At 67.6% G+C, this 23,855-nt stretch carries 13 protein-coding genes; 10 read left to right on the plus strand and 3 right to left on the minus strand.

The genetic code is table 11. From position 1 onward, the window contains the following. Positions 1-45 precede the first annotated feature (45 nt). The 5 genes from E6G92_00215 (at position 46) to E6G92_00235 (ending at position 5,969) form a co-directional block, all read left to right on the plus strand. Positions 46-1,014 (plus strand): metalloregulator ArsR/SmtB family transcription factor, encoded by a 969-nt coding sequence (locus E6G92_00215; protein ID TMJ18321.1) that lies wholly within the window; start codon positions 46-48, stop codon positions 1,012-1,014. Further along, positions 1,011-1,946 (plus strand): methylenetetrahydrofolate reductase [NAD(P)H], encoded by a 936-nt coding sequence (metF, locus tag E6G92_00220; GenBank protein TMJ18322.1) that lies wholly within the window; start codon positions 1,011-1,013, stop codon positions 1,944-1,946. Before E6G92_00215 ends, metF begins: the two co-directional genes overlap by 4 nt. Then, positions 1,924-2,937, plus strand: coding sequence for a 5-methyltetrahydrofolate--homocysteine methyltransferase (locus E6G92_00225; GenBank protein TMJ18323.1), 1,014 nt, complete (start codon positions 1,924-1,926; stop codon positions 2,935-2,937). Before metF ends, E6G92_00225 begins: the two co-directional genes overlap by 23 nt. Before the next feature lie 84 nt (positions 2,938-3,021). Beyond that, positions 3,022-5,664 (plus strand): methionine synthase, encoded by a 2,643-nt coding sequence (gene metH, locus E6G92_00230; GenBank protein TMJ20632.1) that lies wholly within the window; start codon positions 3,022-3,024, stop codon positions 5,662-5,664. 50 nt (positions 5,665-5,714) lie between these two features. Next, positions 5,715-5,969 carry a hypothetical protein gene (locus E6G92_00235; protein ID TMJ18324.1) on the plus strand — a complete coding sequence of 85 codons (255 nt, stop codon included), beginning with the start codon at positions 5,715-5,717 and terminating at the stop codon, positions 5,967-5,969. A 44-nt stretch (positions 5,970-6,013) separates the two neighbouring features. Here E6G92_00235 and E6G92_00240 read toward each other — a convergent pair whose 3' ends face one another. Then, on the minus strand, positions 6,014-7,459 hold the full coding sequence (locus tag E6G92_00240) for a transglutaminase domain-containing protein (GenBank protein ID TMJ18325.1): 1,446 nt from the start codon (positions 7,457-7,459) through the stop codon (positions 6,014-6,016). Positions 7,460-7,464: 5 nt separating this feature from the next. Further along, positions 7,465-8,064 carry an aspartyl/asparaginyl beta-hydroxylase domain-containing protein gene (locus E6G92_00245; GenBank protein ID TMJ18326.1) on the minus strand — a complete coding sequence of 200 codons (600 nt, stop codon included), beginning with the start codon at positions 8,062-8,064 and terminating at the stop codon, positions 7,465-7,467. Positions 8,065-8,140: 76 nt separating this feature from the next. Here E6G92_00245 and E6G92_00250 point away from each other — a divergent pair, with 76 nt between their 5' ends. Next, positions 8,141-10,162, plus strand: coding sequence for a thiol:disulfide interchange protein (locus tag E6G92_00250; GenBank protein TMJ18327.1), 2,022 nt, complete (start codon positions 8,141-8,143; stop codon positions 10,160-10,162). Here E6G92_00250 and E6G92_00255 read toward each other — a convergent pair. Further along, on the minus strand, positions 10,143-11,810 hold the full coding sequence (locus E6G92_00255) for an amidohydrolase (protein ID TMJ18328.1): 1,668 nt from the start codon (positions 11,808-11,810) through the stop codon (positions 10,143-10,145). The two genes, E6G92_00250 and E6G92_00255, sit on opposite strands and share 20 nt — an antisense overlap. A gap of 54 nt (positions 11,811-11,864) precedes the next feature. On the opposite strand from E6G92_00255, the gene E6G92_00260 reads away from it, so the two are divergent. From E6G92_00260 to E6G92_00275, 4 genes are all read left to right on the plus strand, one after another. Continuing rightward, the gene (locus E6G92_00260; GenBank protein TMJ18329.1) at positions 11,865-13,103 is read left to right on the plus strand and encodes a threonine ammonia-lyase; all 1,239 of its coding nucleotides are present in this window, start codon (positions 11,865-11,867) and stop codon (positions 13,101-13,103) included. Positions 13,104-13,222: 119 nt separating this feature from the next. Then, positions 13,223-13,981, plus strand: a complete 759-nt coding sequence (locus E6G92_00265) for an arginyltransferase (GenBank protein ID TMJ18330.1) — start codon at positions 13,223-13,225, stop codon at positions 13,979-13,981. A gap of 248 nt (positions 13,982-14,229) precedes the next feature. Then, positions 14,230-17,148 carry a hypothetical protein gene (locus E6G92_00270; protein ID TMJ18331.1) on the plus strand — a complete coding sequence of 973 codons (2,919 nt, stop codon included), beginning with the start codon at positions 14,230-14,232 and terminating at the stop codon, positions 17,146-17,148. Between the two features lie 204 nt (positions 17,149-17,352). Next, entirely contained in the window at positions 17,353-23,745 is a 6,393-nt protein-coding gene (locus E6G92_00275; protein ID TMJ18332.1) for a hypothetical protein, read from the plus strand. The last annotated feature ends 110 nt before the right edge of the window (positions 23,746-23,855 follow it).

The raw sequence follows: 23,855 nt of genomic DNA on the forward strand, positions 1-23,855 counted from the left end.
CGTCACAAGCCGCACTTGGCCATTGACCGATATAAAGATATCTTTATGTCTGCATATATGGCTCTCGCCTCTTCCATCTTCGCTGCCCTTGCAGACCCGACGCGGCTTCGCATGCTCATGCTGCTGCGCGCGATGGAGCTTTCGGTCGGCGAGCTCGCGCAGGTGCTTGGGCAGAGCCAGCCGCGGGTCTCGCGCCATGTGAAGATCCTGATCGATTCCGGCCTCGCCGAGCGGCGCAAGGAGGGGAGCTGGGTGTTCCTCAGCCTCGGCTCGCGCGCGCGCACCGAGCCCTTGTTTCAGCTGCTCGACCGGTGGAGCGACCTGGACGGGGACAATCCCTCCGTCGCCGCCGACGCGGCCCGCCTCGCCGCAGTGCGGGCCGACCGCGCCGCCGCCGCGACACGCTATTTCGCCAGCCACGCCGGCGTCTGGGACGCGCTTCGCTCGCTCCACGTCGCCGAAAGCGAGGTCGAGGCCGCCTGCCGCCGAGCGCTGGAAGGCGCCCCGGTGGGAAGGCTGGTCGACATCGGCACCGGCACCGGACGGATGATCGAGCTGTTCGGTCCCGCCGCCGACAAGGCGCTGGGCATCGACCGAAGCCCCGAGATGCTCCGCCTCGCCCGCGCCAAGCTGGCCGAGGCGGGCCTGGGTGCGGTCGAGCTCAGGCAGGGCGATATGTACGCGCTTCCGCTGCCTTCGGCCGCCGCGGACACGGTGATCATCCACCAGGTGCTTCATTACGCGCAAAACCCGGCGGCGGCGGTGGCCGAGGCGGCGCGGCTGCTGGGCCCCGGAGGGCGCCTGCTGATCGTCGATTTCGCGCCGCACGAGCGCGAGGAGCTGCGCGCGACCGACGCCCATGTCCGCCTGGGCTTCGCCGACGAGGCGATCCTCAGGCATTTCGAGGAGGCAGGGCTTGAGGGCCGCGTGGTCGAGCATCTCGAGGGCGGGGAGCTCACCGTCACCATCTGGCTCGGGCTTCAGCCCGAAACGCGAATCAGGCAGGTCGCATGAGCCCGCTCGCCACCGCCTTGTCGCAGCCCGCTCGGCCCCTGTTCGAGGATGCGGCCGGGGACATCGAGGTCAGCTTCGAATTCTTCCCGCCCAAGACGGAGAAGATGGAGCAGGTCTTGTGGGAGAGCGTCAAGACGCTCGAGCCGCTCGCCCCCCGCTTCGTCTCGGTCACCTACGGCGCCGGCGGATCGACCCGCGAGCGCACCCACAACACGGTCGCCCGGATCCAGCGCGAGACCAGCCTTCAGGCCGCGGCGCATCTGACCTGCGTCGAGGCGAGCCGGGGCGAGATCGACGATGTCGCGCGAGCCTATTGGGACGCCGGAATCCGCCACATCGTCGCTCTGCGGGGCGATCCGCCCGAGGCGGGCAAGCCGTTCAGCCCGCACCCGCAGGGCTATGCCAATGCCGCCGAGCTGGTCGCCGGCCTCAAGAAGGTCGCGCCGTTCGAGATTTCGGTCGCCGCCTATCCCGAATGCCACCCGGATTCGCCGACCCAGGTGGCCGATCTCGACAATCTCAAGCGCAAGATCGACGCCGGAGCCGACCGCGGAATCAGCCAGTTCTTCTTCTCGCCCGATTGCTTCCTGAGGTTCCGCGACCAGGTCGCAGCGGCCGGCATTTCGGCGGAGATGACTCCGGGGATCCTGCCCGTTTCGAACGTCGCCCAGACCCGCAAGTTCGCCGCGATGTGCGGGGCGAGCATCCCCGCCTGGCTCGATCGGCTGTTCGAGGGGCTCGACGATCTGCCGGCCGCCCGCCAGCTCGTCGCCGCCACCGTCGCCGCCGAGCTGTGCGCCCAGCTCTACCGGGGCGGGGTGCGGCAATTCCATTTCTACACGCTCAACCGGGCTGAGCTCAGCTACGCCATCTGTCACCTGCTCGGCCTGAGGCCGAAGGAAGAGAGTCATGAACATCGCCGAACGGCTTAGGGCCGAAGCCGGCAAGCGAATCCTCGTCAAGGATGGCGCCTACGGCACCCAGATTCAGCAGCGCGCCCTGAGGGAAGCCGATTATGCCGGCGACCTCGGCCTGTCGCGCGAACAGAAGGGCAATAACGACCTCCTCAACCTGACCCGCCCGGAGCTGGTGCGGGAGATCGCCCAGAGCTTCGCCGACGCTGGCGCCGACATCCTCGCCACCAACACGTTCAATGCCAACCGCATCAGCCAGGCCGATTACGGCGCGGAAAGCCTGGTGCGCGACATCAACGCCGCCTCGGCGCGGATCATGCGCGAGGTCGCGGGGCCGGACCGCTGGGTCGCGGGCGCTCTCGGGCCGACCAACAAGACCCTGTCGCTCTCGCCGAACGTCAACGATCCCGGCTATCGCGAGGTCGATTTCGATCTCGTCTCGGACGTCTATGCCGAGCAGATCGAGGGCCTCGTCGAAGGCGGCGTCGACATCATCCTGATCGAGACGGTGTTCGACACGCTGAACGCCAAGGCCGCGATCCACGCCGCGCGGAGCGCCGCGCCGCAGCTTCCGGTCATGCTCTCGATGACCATTACCGACCTTTCCGGGCGCAACCTTTCGGGCCATTCGATCGAGAGCTTCTGGGCCTCGGTCCGCCACGCCAGGCCGCTGTCGATCGGGCTCAACTGCTCGTTCGGCGCCGCCCAGCTACGCCCGCACATCACCGCTCTCTCGGCCATCGCCGACACGTTGATCATGGCCTATCCCAATGCCGGCCTTCCCAACGATCTCGGCGACTATGACGAGGCGGCGGAGGATACGGCGCGGCAGGTCCGCGAATGGTGCGAGCAGGGCATCGTCAACATCGTCGGCGGCTGCTGCGGAACCACGCCCGCGCATATCGGCGCCATCGCGCGAACGGTATGCGACTATCCGCCGCGCGCCATTCCGACGCCCGAACGCCGCACCCGCCTCGCCGGCATCGAACCGATGATCCTCGCCGCCTAAAGCCCTCTCCCCTCCGGGAAGAGGGTTGGGAGAGGGGCAGTGCCCCGCCATTTTTCAACCAGAGACACCATGACCTTCACCGCGATGTCCGACGACTCCCCCTCTCCCCAACCCTCTCCCGAGAGGGGAGAGGGAGCAACCGCCACTTTCGTCAATATCGGCGAGCGGACCAACGTCACCGGCTCGGCCCGGTTCAAGAAGCTGGTCATGGCCGGCGACTATGCCGCCGCGGTGGAAGTCGCTCGCCAGCAGGTCGAGAACGGCGCCCAGGTTCTCGACATCAACATGGACGAGGGCCTGCTCGATGCCGAGCATGCGATGGTCACCTTTCTGAAGCTGATCGCCGCCGAGCCCGACATCGCGCGAGTCCCGTTCATGATCGACAGCTCGAAATGGAGCGTGATCGAGGCGGGCCTGAAGTGCGTCTCCGGCAAGCCGATCGTCAATTCGATCAGCATGAAGGAAGGCGAGGAGGAGTTCCTCGCCCACGCCCGCGCGGTCCAGGGCTATGGCGCCGCAGTGGTCGTCATGGCCTTCGACGAAACCGGCCAGGCCGACACCAAGGAGCGCAAGGTCGAGATTTGCGAGCGCGCCTACAAGCTTCTCGTCGCCGAGGGCTTCCCCCCTGAGGACATCATCTTCGATCCCAACATTTTCGCGGTCGCGACCGGCATCGAGGAGCATCGCCGCTATGCGCTCGATTTCATCGAGGCCTGCACGGAGATCAAGGAACGCTGCCCGCACGTCCACATCTCGGGCGGTCTTTCCAACCTCAGCTTCTCGTTCCGCGGCAACGAGCCGGTGCGCCGGGCGATGCACTCGGTCTTCCTCTATCACGCAATTCCCGCCGGGCTCGACATGGCGATCGTCAACGCCGGCCAGCTCGATGTCTACGACACGATCGACCCCGAGCTTCGCGAGGCTTGCGAGGACGTGATCCTCGACCGCCGCGACGACTCCACCGAGCGTCTCGTCACGCTCGCCGAGAAATATCTCGGCTCCGATCCGGTTCGCGAGAAGGCCGAGGCCGAATGGCGCGGCTGGGCGGTCGAGAAAAGGCTGGAGCACGCGCTGGTCAAGGGCATCGACGCCTTCGTCGTCGAGGATACCGAGGAGTGCCGCCTCAAGGCGCCGCGCCCGATCGAGGTGATCGAAGGCCCGCTGATGGACGGGATGAACGTCGTCGGCGACCTGTTCGGATCGGGCAAGATGTTCCTTCCGCAGGTCGTCAAGTCCGCCCGCGTGATGAAGAAGGCGGTCGCCCACCTGATCCCCTATATCGAGGCCGAGAAGGAGAAGAGCGGGATATCGACCGCCAAGGGCCGGATCGTGATGGCCACGGTCAAGGGCGACGTCCACGATATCGGCAAGAACATCGTCGGCGTGGTCCTTCAGTGCAACGGCTATGAGGTGATCGACCTCGGCGTGATGGTGCCGTGGCAGGACATCCTCAAGGCCGCCAACGAAAACGAGGCGGACATGATCGGCCTCTCCGGCCTGATCACGCCCTCGCTCGACGAGATGGTCACGGTCGCCAGCGAGATGCAGCGCGAGGGGCTGACCCTGCCGCTGCTGATCGGCGGCGCGACCACCAGCCGGGTCCACACCGCGCTCCGCATCGACCCCGCATACGAAGGGCCGGTGATCCACGTGCTCGACGCCAGCCGTGCGGTCGGCGTCGCTTCCAGCCTCGTCTCGGACACTCAGAAGGAGCCGCTGATCGAGCGCACCGCGGCCGAATACACCCAGATCCGCGAAACCCGCGCCAACAAGGGCCAAAACGAGCTTTCGACGCTCGCCGAGGCCCGTGCCAACGCCTTCCCCTGGGATGCCGAAGGCAAGGCGCCGGCGCCGCAGCGCCCCGGAATCCATCATTTCAACGATTGGCCGCTTCGCGAGCTTCGCGATCATATCGATTGGACCCCCTTCTTCCGCGCCTGGGAATTGGCCGGCAATTACCCGGCGATCCTCGACGACGAGGTGGTCGGCGAGAGCGCGCAGAGCCTCTTCGCCGACGCCCAGGCGATGCTCGACAGGATCGTCGCCGAGCACTGGCTGACGATCCGCGGAACGGTCGGCCTGTGGCGCTGCCGGCGCGAGGAGGACGATCTGCTCGTCCTCGCCGGAAACGACGAGACTCGCCTGCCGATGCTCCGCCAGCAGGTGAAGAAGCGCGAGGGCCGCGCCAATATGTGCCTGGCCGATTTCATCGACCCGGCGGGCGAGGACTGGATCGGCGGCTTCGCGGTCGCCGTCCACGGCATCGAGCCGCATCTGGAGCGGTTCAAGGCCGAGCATGACGATTATTCGGACATCCTCTTGAAAGCGCTTGCCGACCGGCTCGCCGAGGCCTTCGCCGAGCGCCTCCACGGCCATGTCCGCGAGAGCGTCTGGGGCTATGCCGGCGTGGAGCACCTGACCAACCAGGACCTGATCCGCGAAAGCTACACCGGCATCCGCCCGGCGCCCGGCTATCCGGCCTGCCCCGACCACAGCTTGAAGCCGATGCTGTTCAAGATGCTCGGCGGCGATCCGGCGGGCGTGACCCTGACCGACAATTTCGCGATGCTTCCGACCTCGGCCGTCTCCGGCTTCTATTTTGGCCACAGGGACAGCCAGTATTTCGGAGTAGCCCGAATCGGCCGCGACCAGCTCGAAGACTATGCCGCGAGGCGCGGCGTCAGCCTGGAGCAGGCGGAGCGCTGGCTGCGGCCGAATTTGGACTGATTTCGCTCGAAAAATCTGTTATCCTTGCCGTTCCGGAAAGGAGATAGACCATGACAAAATCTTCCAGACTTCGGATTGCCGCACTTGGCGCAATCGGGTTCGCCCTGGCGCTCCCGGCGGCGGCGCAGGAGCAGCCGACGGCTCCGACCGGGCCCAGCGAGGTCCAGACCGGGAGCCGGATCCAGACGATCACCGTGATCGGCGCGATGCGCGACCGGCGCGCGGCTCGTCCGGCCGACCGTCAGTCGGACCGGCGCCTGCCCGAACTGCCCGTTTCCTATGAGGACGCGCAGCCGGGCAGATAGGCAGTGTGAGTGGAGTGATTGGGGACAGTTACTCGTAACTGTCCCTAGTTGCCTATCGCCGGACGGGCCCTGACCTCGGTCATCCCGTTCCACTGAAGCAGGCTGGCCAGCTGGTTGGCCGCCTCGATCGAGCGCGCGTCGCCGTCGCCGACGACGATCGCGATATGGGTGGCGTCGAAATATTCGAGCGCCGCATCGAAGCTGCGCCATTGGCCGTCGACATAGGCGAGCACCCAGCTGTGCGGCGTGAAGACGTTGCCGACGCCGTGATAGGCGTCGCGTGAATAGACCAGGCCGCTGGCGACCCGGGTGGGGATGCCTGCGGCGCGGCCCAAGGCGGCGAGCAGGACGGCCGCCTCGGTGCAGTCGCCTGCGCGGCGCGCCAGAGTCTCGAGCGCCGAATAATGGCCGCCGAACTCCACCCGCGGCATCAGCTGCCGCGCCCTGACCGCGAGCCGCTCCATTTTGCGCGTGCCGGAAACGTCCATCCCGGCGAACGGCGCCGCGATCGCCCGCAGCCGCGGATGATTGCTCTGCAGCCAGCGCGTCGGGCGCAGCGCCCGCGCCCGGAAGGCTTCATCGTCGCCGGCGAGGCCGGGTCCGCAGGCGGCGCAGATGTCGACCGTCACCTCGCCGGGGGTCGTGGCCTCAGCGGCCGTCACCCGTTGCTCGCCGGTTTGGGGCAAATCGAAACGAAGGTCGTCGCGGAAGCGGAAATGATAGCGGATATGACCCCGCAGGGCGTTGTCCGATATGCGGTAGGGCGATTGGACGACGGCATTGCGCATCACGCTGTAGGCCGGCCGCGGCCTGAGCGCCGTCGCGCGATCGGTCGGGCGAAAGGTGATGCCGGTGCCGAAGCTCGGTTGGGTAAGCTCGACCACGCGATTGCCGCGATCCAGCAATAGCCGCGAGATCGCGCGCAGGTCGCGGCCGTCGTAGCGCCTGCGCAGGACCGCGATCCGCCCCTCCTCATCCACCGCCGCGCCGGGCGCCGCCTCGATCACCACATGCTCGACCGCCATCGCCGAAAGGTTGAAATCCTCGAACTCCAGCGGCGCGCGCCGGTCCCACCCGTGCAGCAGTCCCTGCCCGCCGTCGAAGCGGACGCCGGCGGGCAAAGGTACCTGGACGGCGAAGCGCTCGGGCCCGCTGCGGTAGGTGATCTCGGCGGCGCCGTCCGCGATCCGCGCCTCGCTCCGCGACCAGCCGGATTCGGTTTGCGAATGCTCGCTGATCCAGATTGTCCGGCCCGACGCGTCGCGGCGGACGATTGTTTCCGACAGCACCCGGAACTCCGGCTGATCCTGCTCCTGCAGGCGCATTTCGGAGCGATCCACGCTCTCCGGTCCGTCGCCGCTTCGCCGTTCCTCGTGCGTGGCATAGCCGATGATCGTTCCGTCGTCGGCGACGACCGCATAATAGGCCGTGCCGGCGGGCGGCGCGGCCGCGCCCAGCAAGGCGATCGGAATGAGGGCGCGTGCGTTCATCGCGTTCAGGCGGCCCGGGCGGCGCCCGCGTGCAGCATCCGGTCGAGCCAGTCGCTCCTCCAGGTGTCAATCACCAGGTGAACGCGATCGCTCGCTCCGCGATTGGCGACGCTGTGTGGGTCTGAAAGGCGCAGATACCATGCGCTGCCGGGCGTCATCGGCACAGGACTGCGGTTGAGCAGGAACTCGACCTCCGGGTTCGTGGTGATCGGAACATGGAGGCGGGCGGCGCCGCGCTCGGCTTCGGGGTCGTGGTCGTCATGCTCCTTGATGATCGAGCCGGCGCCGAGACGCATCAGCCGCACCGCCTTCAGCGGACAATGAAACTGCGACAGGGCGGCCCGAAGCGCCGGTGCGCGATCGAGATAAAGCGTGTCGATGAATCCCTTGTCAGACGAATGGACCCCGATCATGCGGAGCGGGTGGGTTTCGCCGGCCGCGGCGCGTAGCGGAACCGCGCTCCATTCGCCCTCGTAATTGTCGCGCACGTAGTGGCGCGTCCAATCGGCCGGCTCGAACCGCTCCAGGTCCGCCGCCAGCGGCTTCGGGTCGAAATCGATCGGCAGCCTGATTCGGTCGGGGAGGGTCTCGGCATGGGTCGGCATGACCAAAAGGCTAGGGCGCGCCCGGCCGCTTGGGAAGCCACTCCCTCGCGGGCTCGCGGCGGGCTATAGCGCGACGATGAATCGGTCCCGGGGGTTGCTCCTTCTCATCCTGATGATGCTCGGCGGCGCGGCTTTGGCCCAGCCCGCGAGCCGCCACATGGCCGTGCGCCTCGTGCCGGAGACCGGCGCCGTGGCCCCGGGCTCTGCGCTCACCCTGGCCTTCGTCATGCGCCCGCAACCCGGCTGGCACGGCTATTGGCTCAACCCGGGGGATGCCGGCGATACGCCGCGCGTGACCTGGCGCCTGCCGGAGGGCTGGCGGGCCGGCGCCCTCCAGTTCCCGGTGCCGGGCCGGCTGACGGTCGCGGGGCTGATGAACTACGTCTTCGACAGCGATTATGCTGTGCTGGCGCGGGTGAGGGTCCCCGACGGCGCCGAGCCGGGCGGAACCTTCCCGATCGACGCCCGGATCGACTATCTCGTCTGCACCGACGAGGTGTGCGTGCCGGAGACTGCGGCGGTCACCGCCCAGGTCGCGATCGGCGCACCCGGGGCGGCCAACCCGGCGTTCGACGGCTACCGCCGGGCGCTCCCCGCGCCCGTGCCGACTGCGGGGCGGTTCGAGACGGCGGGCGGCCGAATCCGGATCGCGCTGCCGCTGCCGGCCGAAACGCCGATCGAGACGCCCTATTTCTACGCGGCCACCTTGGATGCGCTGCGCTACGCTCCCCCCCAGCGCATCTCGCGGAACGGCTCCTTCGTGATCGTCGAGACCGGGGCGGGGCCGAGCGCGGCATCGCTTACTTCGCTCGAGGGGGTTCTCCAGGTCGGGCCGGGCCGCGGGCTGGCCTTCACCGCGACGCGCGGCGCGGTGCCGGCTGCGGGGGCGCCGGAAGGCGAAACGTCCACCGCTTCCGGCGACGGAGGCGGCGGCATCCTCTGGGCGCTGCTCGGCGCCTTGCTCGGCGGGCTGATCCTCAACGTCATGCCGTGCGTCTTTCCCATCCTCAGCCTCAAGGCGCTGAGCCTTGCCCGGGCCGGCGAGACGGCGGCCGGAGCGCGGCGCGAAGCGCTGGCCTATGCGGCCGGCGTGATCGCCACCTGCGTCGCGCTCGGAGCGGTGCTGCTTGCGGTGCGCGCGGGGGGCGCGGCCGTGGGCTGGGCCTTCCAGCTGCAGGACCCGCGCGTGATCCTCGTCCTCCTCTTGCTGAGCACGGCCACCGCGCTCGGCCTGGCGGGTCTGTTTCATCTGCCGGCGATCGGCGCGGGCGAAGCGCTGACCCGGCGGGGCGGCCTCGCAGGCGCCTTCTTCACCGGCGCGCTTGCGGCGTTCGTCGCGACGCCCTGCACCGGGCCTTTCATGGGCGCGGCACTTGGCGCGGCTTTGGTCCTCCCGGCGGCCGGCGCGCTGGCGGTCTTCGCCGGCCTCGGCCTCGGCCTCGCTCTTCCTTTCCTGCTGCTCGGATTCGTGCCGCCCCTGCGCCGGCTGCTCCCGAAGCCGGGGGCCTGGATGGCGACCTTCCAGCGCATCCTCTCGGTGCCGATGTTCCTCACCGCTCTGGGCCTCGCCTGGGTGCTCGGCGCGGAGAGTGGAATCGACGGGATGGCGATCGGGCTCGGTGGAGCGCTTCTGCTGGGCCTCGCCTTGTGGTGGGTCGGCCGGGGCGGACGCTTGCTGGCGCTGCTCTTCGCGCTCGCCGCGATCGCCGCGCCTTTCCTCCTGCTGCCGACGGGGGCGCCAGCCGCCGCAAGCGCGGAAGGGCGGCTGGCGGCCGAGCCCTTCAGCGAAGCGCGCCTGAACGCGCTCCGGGCCTCGCGGACACCCGTGTTCGTCTATTTCACCGCCGATTGGTGCCTCACCTGCAAGGTCAACGAGCGCGGCGCGATGGCCGGCGCCGGGGTCGCCGAGGCCTTCCGCTCGCGGGGCATCAAGGTGCTGGCCGGCGACTGGACTCGCGGCGACCCCACGATCGGCCGCTTCCTCGAGCGCCAGGGCCGCTCGGGCGTTCCGCTCTACCTCTATTACCCGCCCGGCCGCGACGCCGAAGTGCTGCCGCAAATCCTGACCGTCGGGCGTCTTACCGCTCTGGGCGGCTAGCCCCGCGCTCCCAGACCTTCGCGCCGCCCAGATAGGTTTCCATCACTCGCGTCTCGGCGATCTGCCGCGCAGTCGTGCCCTCGGCGAAAATGTCGCGGTCGACGAAGATGAAGTCGGCGAAATGGCCGGGCTCCAAGGTTCCCAGCCGGTCCTCGGCGAAGCCCGCATAGGCGCCGCCGCGGGTGAAGGCGGCGAAGGCCTCCTCCAGCGTGAGCCGCTGCGCGGGCATCCAGCCGCCGGGCGGTTGGCCCTGGGCATCCTCGCGGCTGATCGCGGCGGCGAGGCCGGGGAAGGGATTGGGGCTTTCGACCGGATAGTCGGAGCCGAAGGCGAGCGGAACGCGGTTGTCGAGCATCGAGCGCCAGGCATAGCTGCCCTGCAGCCGGTCGATCCCCATCCGGGCCTCGGCCATGCGCCAGTCGCTGGTCTCGTGGGTCGGCTGCATCGAGGCGATCACGCCATGCCGGGCGAAGCGCGGCAGATCGGCGGGATCGACGATCTGCGCGTGCTCGATCCGCCAGCGCCGGTCGCCGTCATAGGTGTGCGACATCTCCTCGATCGCGTCGAGCAGGGTGGCGTTCGCCTGGTCGCCGATCGCGTGCACCGCGACCTGGAAATGGTCCATCGCCGCGCGGCTCATCAGATTCTTGAGCACCGTGTCGGTGAGCAACGGCAGGCCCCGCTGGCCCGGCGCGTCGCGATAGGGCTGCTTGAGCCAAGCGCCGCGCGAGCCCAAAGCGCCGTCGAGATAGAGCTTCACGCCGACCATCCTCAGGCGTCCGTCATAGAGCCAGGGCGTGGGGCGCGTGCCGGCCACCGCCAGCAGATTGTCGATTCCCGACGCGTAGGAGAGGATGCGCACGCTCAGCCGCCCGTCGTCGCCCGCCCGACGCATCACGGCCCAATCCTCGGTGGTGGTGCCCATGTCCGCGGTGGCGGTGACTCCGTAGGACAGCAATATCTCCTGCGCCCGGGCGAAGGCGCGGTCGCGAACGATCGGCAGCGGCGGCGGCACGGCGCGCTCGATCAGGCCCGTCGCGGCGTCGACGAAGATGCCGTTGGGATTGCGCCCGGTCCGCTCGATCCGCCCGCCGTTGGGCGCCTGCGTCTGCGGCGTGATCCCGGCCTCACGCATCGCCGCGCCGTTGGCCCAGCCGGCATGGCCGTCGACCCGCTCGAGCCACACCGGCCGGTCGGCAACCGCCGCGTCGAGATCGGCCGCGGTGGGGAAGCGCCCGAGGCCCCAGCGCTCCTGGTTCCAGCCGCGTCCGATCACCCAGCGCGGCGTCGGATTGGCCGCGGCATAAGCGCGGATCCGCTCCTGCGCCTCCGCAAGCGAAGTCGTGTCGGAAAGGTCGAGCACCAGAGCGCCGAGCCCCAGGCCCATGACGTGGCCGTGAGCGTCGATCAGCCCCGGCAGCAGTGTCCGCCCGCGGCCGTTCAGCAGATAGCGCGGGCGCTCCGGCCGGCGGTCGCCGCGATTCAGGAGCTGGCGCACGCGCCCGTCGTCTCCGATCCAGATGCCGTTGAAGCGGAAGGCGTGCCCGTCGGCGCGGATCGTGTAGCCGTTGACGTTGTCGACGAGCGTGTCGGCCAGCGCGGGCGCGGCGAAGGCGAGGGCGAGGAAAGCGAGGATCTTGCGGAGCATGAAGCGGCGATAAGGCTTGTTTGCGCGAGGCGCCAGATGCTCTAGACGGGCGCGATGGCGAGCCCGGCGCCCCAGTCAGACCTGCCGATCGGCCTCGCCGACGTCGAAGCCGCGGCGGGGCGGATCGCCGGCGCCGTGGTGCGGACGCCGACCATGCTCAGCCGAACGCTCTCTCAAGCGACCGGCGCCACCGTCTACGTCAAGTTCGAGAACCTCCAGCATACCGGCGCCTACAAGGAGCGCGGCGCGCTCAACAAGCTGCTGCTGATGGACGAAGCCAGGCGCGCAAGGGGCGTGATCGCCGCCTCGGCCGGCAACCACAGCCAAGCGCTCGCCTATCACGCGGCGAGGCTCGGCGTGCCGGCGACGATCCTGATGCCGGCCACCACGCCGACGATCAAGGTCAGCCAGACCGAGGGCCATGGCGCGGAGGTCATCCTCCACGGCGAGGTTTACGACGAAGCTTACGCCGAGGCGCTTCGCGTCGCCGACGCGCGCGGACTGACCTTCGTCCACCCGTTCGACGATTTCGAGGTGATGGCCGGGCAGGGGACGGTCGGGCTCGAGCTGCTCGCCGACGCGCCCGACGTCGACACACTCGTCGTTCCGATCGGCGGCGGCGGCCTGATTTCCGGGATCGGAGTCGCGGCCAAGGCGCTGAACCCGGGCATCCAGCTGGTCGGAGTCCAGGCCGAGCTCTACCCGTCCATGTACGCCAAATTCTCCCGCCAGCAGATGCCTTGCGCCGGCGACACGATCGCCGAGGGCATCGCGGTGAAATCGCCGGGGATGATCACTGCCGGGGTCATCAACCATTTCGTCGACGACATATTGCTCGTCCCCGAGCGCGACATCGAGCGGGCGATCGTCCTCTATGTCGAGGCCGAGAAGACGGTGGCCGAGGGCGCGGGCGCGACCGGGCTCGGGGCGCTGCTCGCCCATCCCGACCGCTTCCGCGGCCGAACCGTCGGCCTGGTCCTTTCAGGCGGCAACATCGACACTCACCTGCTCGCCAACGTGCTGCTTCGCGATCTGGCCCGCTCCGGGCGGATGACTCGCCTTCGCATCCAGCTCCAGGATCGGCCCGGCGCGCTCGCCGCGGTGATGAAATTGTTCGACGAGCACAGGGTCAACATCGTCGAGGTCTATCACCAGCGCGTGTTCACCAGCCTTCCGGCCAAGGATGCGGCGATCGACGTCGAGTGCGAGGCGCGCGATTCGGCGCAGCTCGACCGGCTGTCCGAGGCGCTCGTTTCTGCCGGGTTCATCGTCCATCCGGTAGCAATCGAATAGGCGGCCGTGCCATCGTGGAACGGCGGCCCCGATCCTTGGTTGTCGAGCCCGTAACCGCTTTCCAACGAGGCGCGCCGGGATCATAAAGGCGCGGGCCAAAACACCGATGCGGAGTCGCCTTGAGCGCACCCTTCAGATTTCCCCGTTTCTTCGTCACGACGCCCTCGCCGTGCCCCTATCTGCTGGGCAAGACGGAGCGGAAGGTGTTCACGGAGCTGAACGGGCCCCATGCGGGCGATCTGAACGACGCGCTCGGCCGGATCGGCTTTCGCCGCAGCCAGAACGTCGCCTACCGCCCCTCCTGCCTCGATTGCGCCGCGTGCATCTCGGTCCGGGTCGTCGCCGGCGAGTTCCAGCCCAACGGGACCCAGCGCAAGGTCATCCGCCGCAACGCGGACCTCGAGGTCACCGCCTGCAAGCCGTGGGCGACCGAGGAACAATATGAGCTGCTTCGCCGCTATCTGCGCGTCCGCCACCCCGAAGGCGGGATGGTCGAGATGGACGAGCACGATTTCTCGGACATGGTCGAGCAGAGCCCGGTCAAGACCTACATCGTCGAATATCGCGAGCCTTCCGTCGGAGGCCGGCCCGGGCGCCTGGTCGGCGCCTGCCTGACCGACCAGCAGTCGGACGGGCTGAGCATGATCTACAGCTTCTTCGAGCCTGACGACGGGCACCGCTCGGGCCTCGGCACCTACATCATCCTCGATCACATTCTCCGCGCCGGCCGCGCCGGCCTTCCTTACGTCTATCTCGGTTATTGGGTCGAGGATTCGAAGCGCATGGCCTACAAGTCCCGCTTCCGCCCGCTCGAGAAGCTCGGGCCCGGCGGCTGGCACCGTTTCGATCCCGAGCAGCGCGAGCTGCCGCTCGCCTAACGCACCGTTTTACCGCGATAATATCGCATGCTCTGGGATTCGGTTGTGCTGGCGCGGCTGTCGCCAACGGACAAATCGGTGTCGCGCATTGCAAAAATGTCCCTTGGCCCGAAGGTCTAACCTTGAAGCGGAAAGGGGATAGGTTCGCGCCGGTCCCCTTCATCCGTTCAACCGTTTGAGTTTCAAACAAATCTTGACCGAAGAAGCCTTGATTGGCACTTCAAGGTCCATCAGCTTTGGGGGATAGAATGCCTGGAACCGGCTCTGCCTACGGAATTTTCACGCTCGAGACGAGCGGCGCGGCCTCGGTTGCGTTCAGCGCCGATCAAACGCGCATCTACGTGTCGAAATATGACGGGAAGGTCGACGTCTTCGATGCGGCCAGCCATGCCAAGCTCGCCACCTGGAACGTAGGGACGTCGCTCGGAGCGCTTACGCTTTCGGAAGACGGGGGCTTTTTGCTCGCGGTGGAGCGCTTCGGGCCGCCCTCCACGCCCGGCGGCGGCTATACGCCCCCTCCCGCGTCCCAGAGCTCGACCTTCTATCGCATCGACACGGGCTCCGGCGCCGTCACAACCTTCACCCGCGCCGGCAATGCCTATCTCGACATCGAAATCGTCGACGGCCAGAAGGCGATCCTCACCGGCGGACAGCAGCAGGTCACGGTTTTCGACCTTGTGAACCAAACCTATTCGACGCTGCCGGGCGGCGTCTACTACAGCAACAGCTCGGTGATGGTCGAGGACAGGCATCTCACCCTCTTCGCCGAGTCGGGCATCTCGAATGGGCCGCTCGCCATTTACGACGACCGCACCGGAACGGTCGTCGCCCACGGCGATGACTATCAGACGGGCGGTCCAAACGGCGGAAGTGTCGGCTTCAACTACGGCCATCAGGCGATCAGCGAGGCGGGCGGCCTCGTCGCGCAGTTCATCTACCACAGCACGATCAACCTCTACGATCTCAACCTGCATTTCATTCGCGGCATGACGATCGATGGCCCCGTCGACGGCCTCGCCTTCGATCCCACCGGCAAGTTCCTCTACGCCCGCCTCGACTCCGGCCAGCTCAACAAGATCGAGGTGGCCACCGGCCTCGTCGTCGACAGCTTTGCCGTCGGCACCACCGACTGGCACAACAATCCCGGATCGGGCGACCAGATCGTACAGAGCGCCGACGGCAAGACCCTGCTCATCCACGACAATTCCACCGGCAAGCTCCAGCTGATCGATCTTACCGTTCGCGACGAACGCTTCGAAGGGACCGGCGCCGCCGACGCCTTTGCCGGCGGCAAGGGCGACGACGTCTATGTCGTCAATCACGCGGGCGACACGATCACCGAGCTGAAATATGACGGCAACGACACGGCGCTGGCCTCGATCGACTACACGCTTCCCGATTATGTCGAAAATCTGATCCTCGCCGGAACGGCGCTGAACGGAGCCGGCAACGCCCTCGACAACCAGATCATCGGCAACGCGGCGGACAACCAGCTGGCCGGCCTTGCCGGCAACGACGTGCTGGACGGCGGCGCCGGGCGGGATACGATGAGCGGCGGGCGCGGCGACGACATCTTCCTCGTCGACCGCAGCGACGATCGGGTGTTCGAGCTCACTGCCCAGGGCCGCGACGTGGTCTATACGCAGGCGGATTACGTGCTTGCCGAGGGGCAGGAGATCGAGGTGCTGGCCGCCTCCTCACGAGCGGGGACGGCGCCGCTCCAGCTCGTCGGCAACGCCTTCACCAACGAGATTTACGGCAATGACGGCGCCAATTACATCGATGGCGGCGCCGGGCCGGACTATCTCGCCGGCTATGGCGGCAACGACGTCTATATCGCCGAGAATGAGGGCGACGTGGTGATGGAGGCCGTGGGCGGCGGCCGCGACGTCGTCTATGCCGGATCCAGCCTTTCGCTGGCCGCCGGCTCCGAGGTGGAGGTCCTCTCGGCGCTCTCGCAGGCCGGAACCTCCGCGCTTCAGCTGACCGGCAACGGCTTCGCCAACGAAATCTACGCCAATGAGGGCGCCAATTTCATCGACGGCGGGGCGGGGGCCGATTATCTGGTCGGCTTCTCCGGCAACGATACCTATGTCGTCGATAACGGCAACGACGTGACGGTCGAAGGCCTGGGCGCCGGCCGCGACACCGTCATCGCGCTGGCGAATTACACGCTGACCGCCGGAATGGAGATCGAGGTGCTCTCCGCCCAGTCGCAGGCCGCGGCGACGGCGCTCCAGCTGACCGGCAACGGCTTCGCCAACGAAATCTATGCCAATGCGGGGGGCAATTTCCTCGATGGCGGCGGCGGCGCGGACTATCTGGTCGGTTTCGGCGGCAACGACGTCTATATCGTCGACAATGCCGGCGACCGGGTCGTCGAGGGAACCGGCGGCGGGCGCGACGTAGTCTATGCCCGGGCCAGCTACACGCTCAATGCCGGGGCCGAGGTCGAGGTGCTGTCGGTGATCTCGCAGGGCGGCGGGACGATCATCGATCTGACCGGCAACGAGCTCGGCCAGGAGCTTTACGGCAACACCGAATCCAACTTCCTCGATGGCGGCGGCGGGGCCGATTATCTGCAGGGCTTCGGCGGCAACGACAATTATGTCGTCGAGACTCAGGGCGACGTGGTGATCGAGGGCGCCGGCGAGGGGAACCACGACGTAGTCTACGCCCGTTCGAGCTACGCGCTCGGCGCCGGCCAGCAGATCGAGGTGCTCTCGGCCCAGTCGCAGGGCGCGACCGGCGCGCTCGACCTCACCGGCAACGAATTCGGCAACGAGCTCTACGGCAATGAAGGCGCCAACGTGCTGAACGGCGGCGCGGGGGGCGACTATCTGGTCGGCTATGGCGGGGCGGACGCCTTCGCCTTCACCACCGCTCTGGGCGGCGGCAATGTCGATCAGATCGCCGATTTCCTCTCGGGCACCGACACGATCCAGCTCGACGACGCGGTGTTCACCGGGCTCACCCCCGGGGCCCTCAACGCCAATGCGTTCGTCACCGGCACGGCGGCGCAGGATGCCGACGACCGCATCGTCTACGACAGCGCGACCGGCGCGCTTTATTTCGACGCCGACGGCAACGGCGCGGGCGCGGCGGTGCAGTTCGCTACCTTGCTGGGCCATCCGCCGATCGCCGCCGGCGACTTCACAATGATCTGACAGTGATAGGCGAGGCCCTTCATGCCGGGGCCTCGCCTACCTTCCGTGCCGCCGGGCCGAATGCGCCCCGCGCGGAAAAATAACCCTAAATTCCGAACTTAGCGTCTTGCCGCCGTCATGATCGGCTGACATCCTCCGCCTTATGCCAAATGGAGTCGCGCGGCCCGTCGGCCTGCGCGCGTGCCACCTCAAGGGGGATTTCCGATGAAGTCGAAGCTGCTCGCCTCCAGCCTTGCCAATCAGAACGAGTCCGATTTCCGCGTTTCGCTGAACCCGGACAATTGGATCGGCGGAAGCTTCTCCACCACGCCCGCGCCGCAGAGCGCGGCGGGCCCCGTTCCGCAGAACGCCGTCCCGCCGACGATCGCCCTGAACCTCTCCGGCGCCACCTACAGCCAGGATTTCGACAGCCTCGCCAACACGGCCAACACCAGCAACAACACTACGACGCCGGACGGCTGGACCTTCAACGAAACCGGCGGAGGCGCGCGCGACAACGAGCAATATGCGGTCGATCCCACGGTCGGCGGCGGAAGCACGACCGGCGACACCTACAGCTACGGCAGCCAGGCGAGCAGCGAGCGTGCATTCGGCCAGCTTCGCAGCGGCACCCTGATCTCGACCATCGGCGCGGCGTTCACGAACACCACCGGCGGCACCATCACCGCGCTGGCGATCAGCTATGACGGCGAGCAGTGGCGCTTCGGCGGAGTCCACACCACCGTTCCCGAGAAGCTGGATTTCCAGATCAGCTTCGACGCGACCAGCCTGACCACCGGCACCTGGATCGACGTCAACGCGCTCGATTTCTCGCCGCCCGTCGTCGCCGGCTCGGCAACCTCGCTCGACGGCAACCTCGCGGCCAACCGGGTCGCGGGCATCGCCACGACCATCTCCAGCCTGACGATCGCCAACGGCGCGACCTTCTGGATCCGCTGGGTCGATCAGGACGCCACGGGATCGGACGACGGCCTGGCGATCGACAATTTCTCGATCACGCCGACCAGCTCGGGCGGGCTTCCGACGCTTACGGTCAACGACGTCACCCAGTCCGAGGGCGATTCGGGGACTGTGACCTACACCTTCACCGTCAGCCTCAGCGCGCCGGCCGGCCCGGGCGGGGTCACCTTCGACATCGCCACCGCCGACGGCACCGCTCAGGACGACAATCCGGCCGCCGAGGACAACGACTATGTCGGCATCTCGCTGACCGGCCAGACCATCCCCGCGGGCAGCTCGACCTATTCGTTCCAGGTCACCGTCAACGGCGACAACGCGCCCGAGGCCAACGAGACCTTCTTCGTCAACGTCACCAACGTCACCGGAGCGACCGTCGGCGACGGCCAGGGCCAGGGCACGATCACCAACGACGACACGCCGGGAACGCTGGCGATCGACGACGTGACCCTCGCCGAGGGCAATTCGGGGACCACCGATTTCACCTTCACCGTCACCCGCAGCGGCGGCAGCGAGGGCGCGGTCGGCGCGACCTGGACGCTCAACCTGCCGGGCGGCGCCAATGCCGACGCCGGCGATTTCGCCGGCGCCCAGCCGCTCAGCGGAAGCGTCAGCTTCGCGGACGGCGAGACGAGCAAGACGATCACCGTCCAGGTCCAGGGCGACGCCCTGGTCGAGCCTGACGAAGGATTCACCGTCACCCTGTCGAGCCCCACCGGCGGAGCGACGATCACCGACGACACCGGCGCCGGCACGATCACCAACGACGATTCGCCGCCCGTCGCAACGATCGGCGACGCCGCCCTGGCGGAGGGCGACGACGGGGTCACCTATCTCGTCTTCACCGTTACTCTCGACCACGCATCGAACGGGGCGGTCACCTACGATTACGCCACTTCGAACGGCACCGCGCTCGCGGGGAGCGACTATGTCGCCGTCGCCGGGCAGATCAGCTTCGCTCCCGGCGAAACCTCGCAGACGATCAGCGTGCCCATTATCGGCGACGATTCGCCCGAGAATAACGAGACTCTCACGGTCACGCTCTCCAACCCCGTCGGCGGCTCGATCGGCGACGGCGCCGCGACCGGCACGATCACCAACGACGACGGCTCGGCTTATTATTCGCTCGCGAGCGGCTCGTTCAGCCAGAACTGGACCGACACGAACCAGATCACCGCCAACGACAATTGGAGCGGCGTTCCCTACATCATCGGCTATCTCGGCGACATCGACGCCGGAAGCACAACCAACGTCGATCCGCGTCTGCGGACCGACGCCAATCTCGGCGCGATCGACGTCATCGCCAATTTGAGCGCGACGACCAGCACGTCGGGCGGCGTCGGCGAGTTCCAGATCGCCGATCCGACGATCGGCCTGCAGGGCTCGGGCACCGCCGACGCGCCGTCGATCGTCCTTTACATGGATGCGACCGGCCGCAGCGGCGTCCGTCTCCAGGCCAATCTTCGCGACATCGACACCACCGCGGACGATTCCGCCCAGCAGGTGAACGTCCAGTACCGGACCAGCCCGGGAGGCGCCTGGACCAACGTCCCGGGCGGCTATTTCGCCGACGTCACCACCGGCGGCAGCGCCACCCAGGTCACGGCGCTCGACGTCACCCTTCCGGCCGACGCGAACAACGCGGCGACTCTGGAAATCCGGATCCTGACCACAAATGCGGCGGGCAATGACGAATGGGTCGGGATCGACGACATCGTCGTCTCGAGCCAGGTCAGCGGCCCAAGCCTGTCGATCGCCAACGCGGCGGCGATCGAGGGTGATGCCGGCCCGACCCTGATCACGTTCACGGTCACCCGCGCCGGCGACAGCAGCGGCGCGGTCACCGCCGATTATTCGGTCTCCTTCGGCGGCGGGCCGTTCGACGCCGATGCAAGCGACTTCACCCCGGCGACTCCGCTGTCGGGCCAGGTCAGCTTCGCCGACGGCGAGACGACGGCTACGATCACCCTCAGCATCGACGGCGACGTCGGGCCGGAGGGCGACGAGAATTTCACCGTGCTCCTCTCCAACCCGAGCGCGGGCGCCGCGATCGGCGACGGCAGCGCCACCGGCACCATCGTCAACGACGACGGCCCGCCGCCGCTGGTGACGATCGACGACGTCACCATCGCGGAGGGCGACAGCGGCACCAGCCTGATGACCTTCACGGTCACCCGCACGGGAGGCACCGGCGCGTTCGACGTCGACTGGCACACCGCCGACGGCACCGCGATTGCCGGCGAGGATTATGTCGCCGACTCCGGAACGCTCCATTTCGCCGACGGCCAGATGTCGCAGCAGGTCAGCGTCACGATCAACGGCGATACCGACGCCGAGCTCGCCGAGACTCTTCAACTCGTCCTTTCCAACGCGACCGATTTCGCGCTGATCACCGACGGCACCGGAATCGGCACGATCGCCGGCGACGACCCGATCTTCATCCACGACATCCAGGGCACGGCCTATTTCAGCCCGATCCTGGCCGGTGAGGGAATCACCGGCTTCAACATTCAGTCGGCCGGAACGGTGATCGTCCGGGCGATCGTCACCGCGGTCGATAACGACGGCACCCGCCAGGGCTTCTACATCCAGGAGGAAATCACCGACTGGGACGGCAACAACTTCACCTCCGAGGGCATCTTCGTGATGACCCGCAACGACGCCGGCGTCGGCACCCAGGCCGCCGGAGTGGCGGTCGGCGATCTCGTCACCGTCACCGCCCACGTGATGGAATATCAGGGCTTCGCCAACAACATGCCGATAACGGCGCTGACCAGCCCGAGCTCGATCGTCGTCGAAAGCTCGGGCAACGGCTTGCCGGCGCTGGTGCTCGACGCGGGGCACCCGATGCCGACGGCGATCATGACTCTGGTCCAGCCGGATTATACCGATTCTTCGGACGGCGCCGGCGACACGTTCGACGCCTCGCTCTACGCGCTCTCCTTCTGGGAGACGGTCGAGGGGATGCTAGTCACGATCCCGGACATGGTCGTCGCCGACGGCTTCGTCTCCACCTCGGGCGGCCAGCCGATCTTCCAGGCCTATTCGCAGCAGCATGCGGACGCCGACCAGATCAACAGCCGCGGCGGCTACACCATCGCCGGCGATCCGCCGGTCGGCCCGCCCGACACGCTCGATCCCAATGACGACACGATCTCCGGCGGCCGCCACCTGTCCGACGGCGACGTCAATCCGGACATCATCGAGGTCGATTTCTCGGGCTTCGCGATCGACGCGCCCGCCGGCCTCACCAACAACGCCTCCATGGGCGACTATCTGGGCGACGTTACCGGAATCGTCGATTTCGACTTCACCGACCGCAAATTGTTCGTCACCGACATCGATTCCGGCACGTTCGTCGATCATACGACCGGCCAGGAGACGACTTTGCTCGGCGATGACGGCCGAAGCCTCACCGTCGCCACCTTCAACGTCGAGAATCTCGATCCGGGCGACGGCGCGGCGCGCTTCGCCGCGCTCGCCTCGGCCATCGCCAACAACCTCAACAGCCCCGACATCATCTCGATCGAGGAGATGCAGGACAATAACGGCGCGACGAACGACGGCACCACCGACGCTTCGACGACCTGGCAGATGCTCGTCGACGCCCTCAACACGCTCACCGGCGCGCATTACCAGTGGGTCGATCAGGCGCCGGTCAACAATGCCGAGGGCGGCGAGCCGGGCGGCAACATCCGGGTCGGCTTCCTCTACAATACCGACCGGGTCCAGCTCGGCGACCTCGCCGCCGACGCCACGCTCACCGAGCGGCGCCAATATACCGACCGGATCGGCGACGGCGTGCGCGATGCCGGCGACCTGATCGCCTTCTCCGACGACATGCTCGGGAGCGAGATCCAGACCGCCGACTGGTCGGGGACCCGCCGCTCGCTGCTCGGCCAGTTCACCTTCAACGGCAACACCGTCTTCGTCACCGCCAACCATTTCCCGGCCAAGGGCGGCTCGGACGAATTCTGGCAGTTCAACCAGAACCCCGCGGCCGGTGAGCCGACCAACGCCGGCTGGACCTCGCGCAACGCGGTCGCCCAGGACGTCTATTCGATGCTCGACCTGATCGAGACGAACGCGCCGGGATCGGGCATCGTCTCGGGCGGCGACTATAACGATTTCTACTTCTACCGGCCGCTCACCACCGTCACCGGCTACACGATGGCCGACGGCACCGCGCGCGTCGGCGGCGCCCGCTTCGACAACCTCACGCTGACCCTTCCGGAGGCCGAGCGTTACACCTACAATTTCGACGGGCGAAGCCAGGCGATCGACCATATCATCGTCAACGGCACGTTGACCGCGGTCGCCAGCTACGACGTCGTCCACCTCAACACCGGCTTCAACTCGGGCGATCCCACGCCACTCTCCGATCACGATCCGGGCCTCTCCTCGTTCAATTTCCGGGACTTTTCGGAGATCCTTACGGGAAGCGCGGGCGCCGACCTGATCGACGGCTTCGGCGGCGACGACACGATCCGCGGCCTGGGGGGCAACGACCTGCTGGTCGGCGGCGTCGGTACGGACAATATGTTCGGGGGAACCGGCGACGATTCTTACGGCGTCGACAATGCGGCGGACGTGGTGAACGAAGCCGCGGGCGAGGGGCGCGACGTCGTCTATTCGCTCGTTTCCTACCAGCTCGCCGCCGGCTCGGAGGTCGAGATTCTCTCGGCCTTCGCGCAGTCCGGAACCGCGGGACTGGTGTTGCTCGGCAACGCGCTCGGCCAGGAGATTTACGGCAATGAGGGCGCCAACTTCCTCGAGGGCGCCGGTGGGGTCGACTATCTGATCGGGCTGGGCGGGAACGACGTCTATGTCGTCGAGGGCAATGACGACGTGATCGTCGAGGCTGTCGGCGGCGGGACGGATGTCGTCTTCGCGCGCGACAGCTACACGCTGAGCGCGGGCGCGGAGGTCGAGATCATGTCGACCGTCAGCCAGAGCGGGACAGCGACCACCGCATTGATCGGCAACGGCTTCGATCAGATCATCTTCGGCAATGCCGGGGCCAACTTCATCGAGGGCAACGGCGGCGCTGACACCCTCATCGGCCTCGGCGGCGACGACCTCTATGTCGTCGACAGCGCGGACGACTATGTCGCCGAAAGCGCAGGGGGCGGGCGGGATGTCGTCTTCGCCCGGGCCAGCTATGCTCTGAGCGGCAGCGAAAGCGTGGAAGTCCTCTCGGCCGTGTCGCAGTCGGCGACCAATGCACTCGATCTCACCGGCAACGACATCGCCAACGAAATCTTCGGCAATGACGGCGCCAATGTGCTGAACGGTGGGGCGGGGGCGGATTATCTGGTCGGCTATGCCGGCTCGGACACATTCGCGTTCACCACGGCCCTGGGCGGCGGCAATGTCGATGCGATCGCCGATTTCCTGTCGGGCACCGATTTGATCGCCCTCGACGACGCGGTGTTCGCCGGTCTCGCCACGGGGCCGCTCAATGCCAATGCGTTCGTCGTGGGCGCGGCGGCGCAGGATGCGGACGACCGGATCGTCTACGATCAGTCGACCGGCGCGCTCTGGTTCGACGCCGACGGCAATGGCGCCGGCGCGGCGGTCCAGTTCGCCACGCTGCTGGGCAATCCGCCGATATCCGCAAGCGATTTCACGGTGATCTGAGGCCTTTGGCGCTTGGCCCCGCCGCCAAATCCTGCCACTTGGGCGGCGGGCCTTTGAGGCCGGGGGGAGATAGGAATCGCCGAATGTGGGGACGCCGCGCGGTGCGGCGC

The sequence above is a fragment of the Alphaproteobacteria bacterium genome, from assembly GCA_005883305.1.
Classification (GTDB): Bacteria; Pseudomonadota; Alphaproteobacteria; order Sphingomonadales; family Sphingomonadaceae; genus Allosphingosinicella.

Bases quoted from the DNA above. Each gene is read 5' to 3' on its own strand.
- metH (TMJ20632.1), top strand. From the start codon at position 3,022: ATGTCCGACGACTCCCCCTCTCCCCAACCCTCTCCCGAGAGGGGAGAG.
- E6G92_00255 (TMJ18328.1), bottom strand. From the start codon at position 11,810: ATGCTCCGCAAGATCCTCGCTTTCCTCGCCCTCGCCTTCGCCGCGCCC.
- E6G92_00250 (TMJ18327.1), top strand. From the start codon at position 8,141: ATGAATCGGTCCCGGGGGTTGCTCCTTCTCATCCTGATGATGCTCGGC.
- E6G92_00260 (TMJ18329.1), top strand. From the start codon at position 11,865: ATGGCGAGCCCGGCGCCCCAGTCAGACCTGCCGATCGGCCTCGCCGAC.
- metF (TMJ18322.1), top strand. From the start codon at position 1,011: ATGAGCCCGCTCGCCACCGCCTTGTCGCAGCCCGCTCGGCCCCTGTTC.
- E6G92_00270 (TMJ18331.1), top strand. From the start codon at position 14,230: ATGCCTGGAACCGGCTCTGCCTACGGAATTTTCACGCTCGAGACGAGC.
- E6G92_00275 (TMJ18332.1), top strand. From the start codon at position 17,353: ATGAAGTCGAAGCTGCTCGCCTCCAGCCTTGCCAATCAGAACGAGTCC.
- E6G92_00225 (TMJ18323.1), top strand. From the start codon at position 1,924: ATGAACATCGCCGAACGGCTTAGGGCCGAAGCCGGCAAGCGAATCCTC.
- E6G92_00245 (TMJ18326.1), bottom strand. From the start codon at position 8,064: ATGCCGACCCATGCCGAGACCCTCCCCGACCGAATCAGGCTGCCGATC.
- E6G92_00215 (TMJ18321.1), top strand. From the start codon at position 46: ATGTCTGCATATATGGCTCTCGCCTCTTCCATCTTCGCTGCCCTTGCA.
- E6G92_00235 (TMJ18324.1), top strand. From the start codon at position 5,715: ATGACAAAATCTTCCAGACTTCGGATTGCCGCACTTGGCGCAATCGGG.
- E6G92_00240 (TMJ18325.1), bottom strand. From the start codon at position 7,459: ATGAACGCACGCGCCCTCATTCCGATCGCCTTGCTGGGCGCGGCCGCG.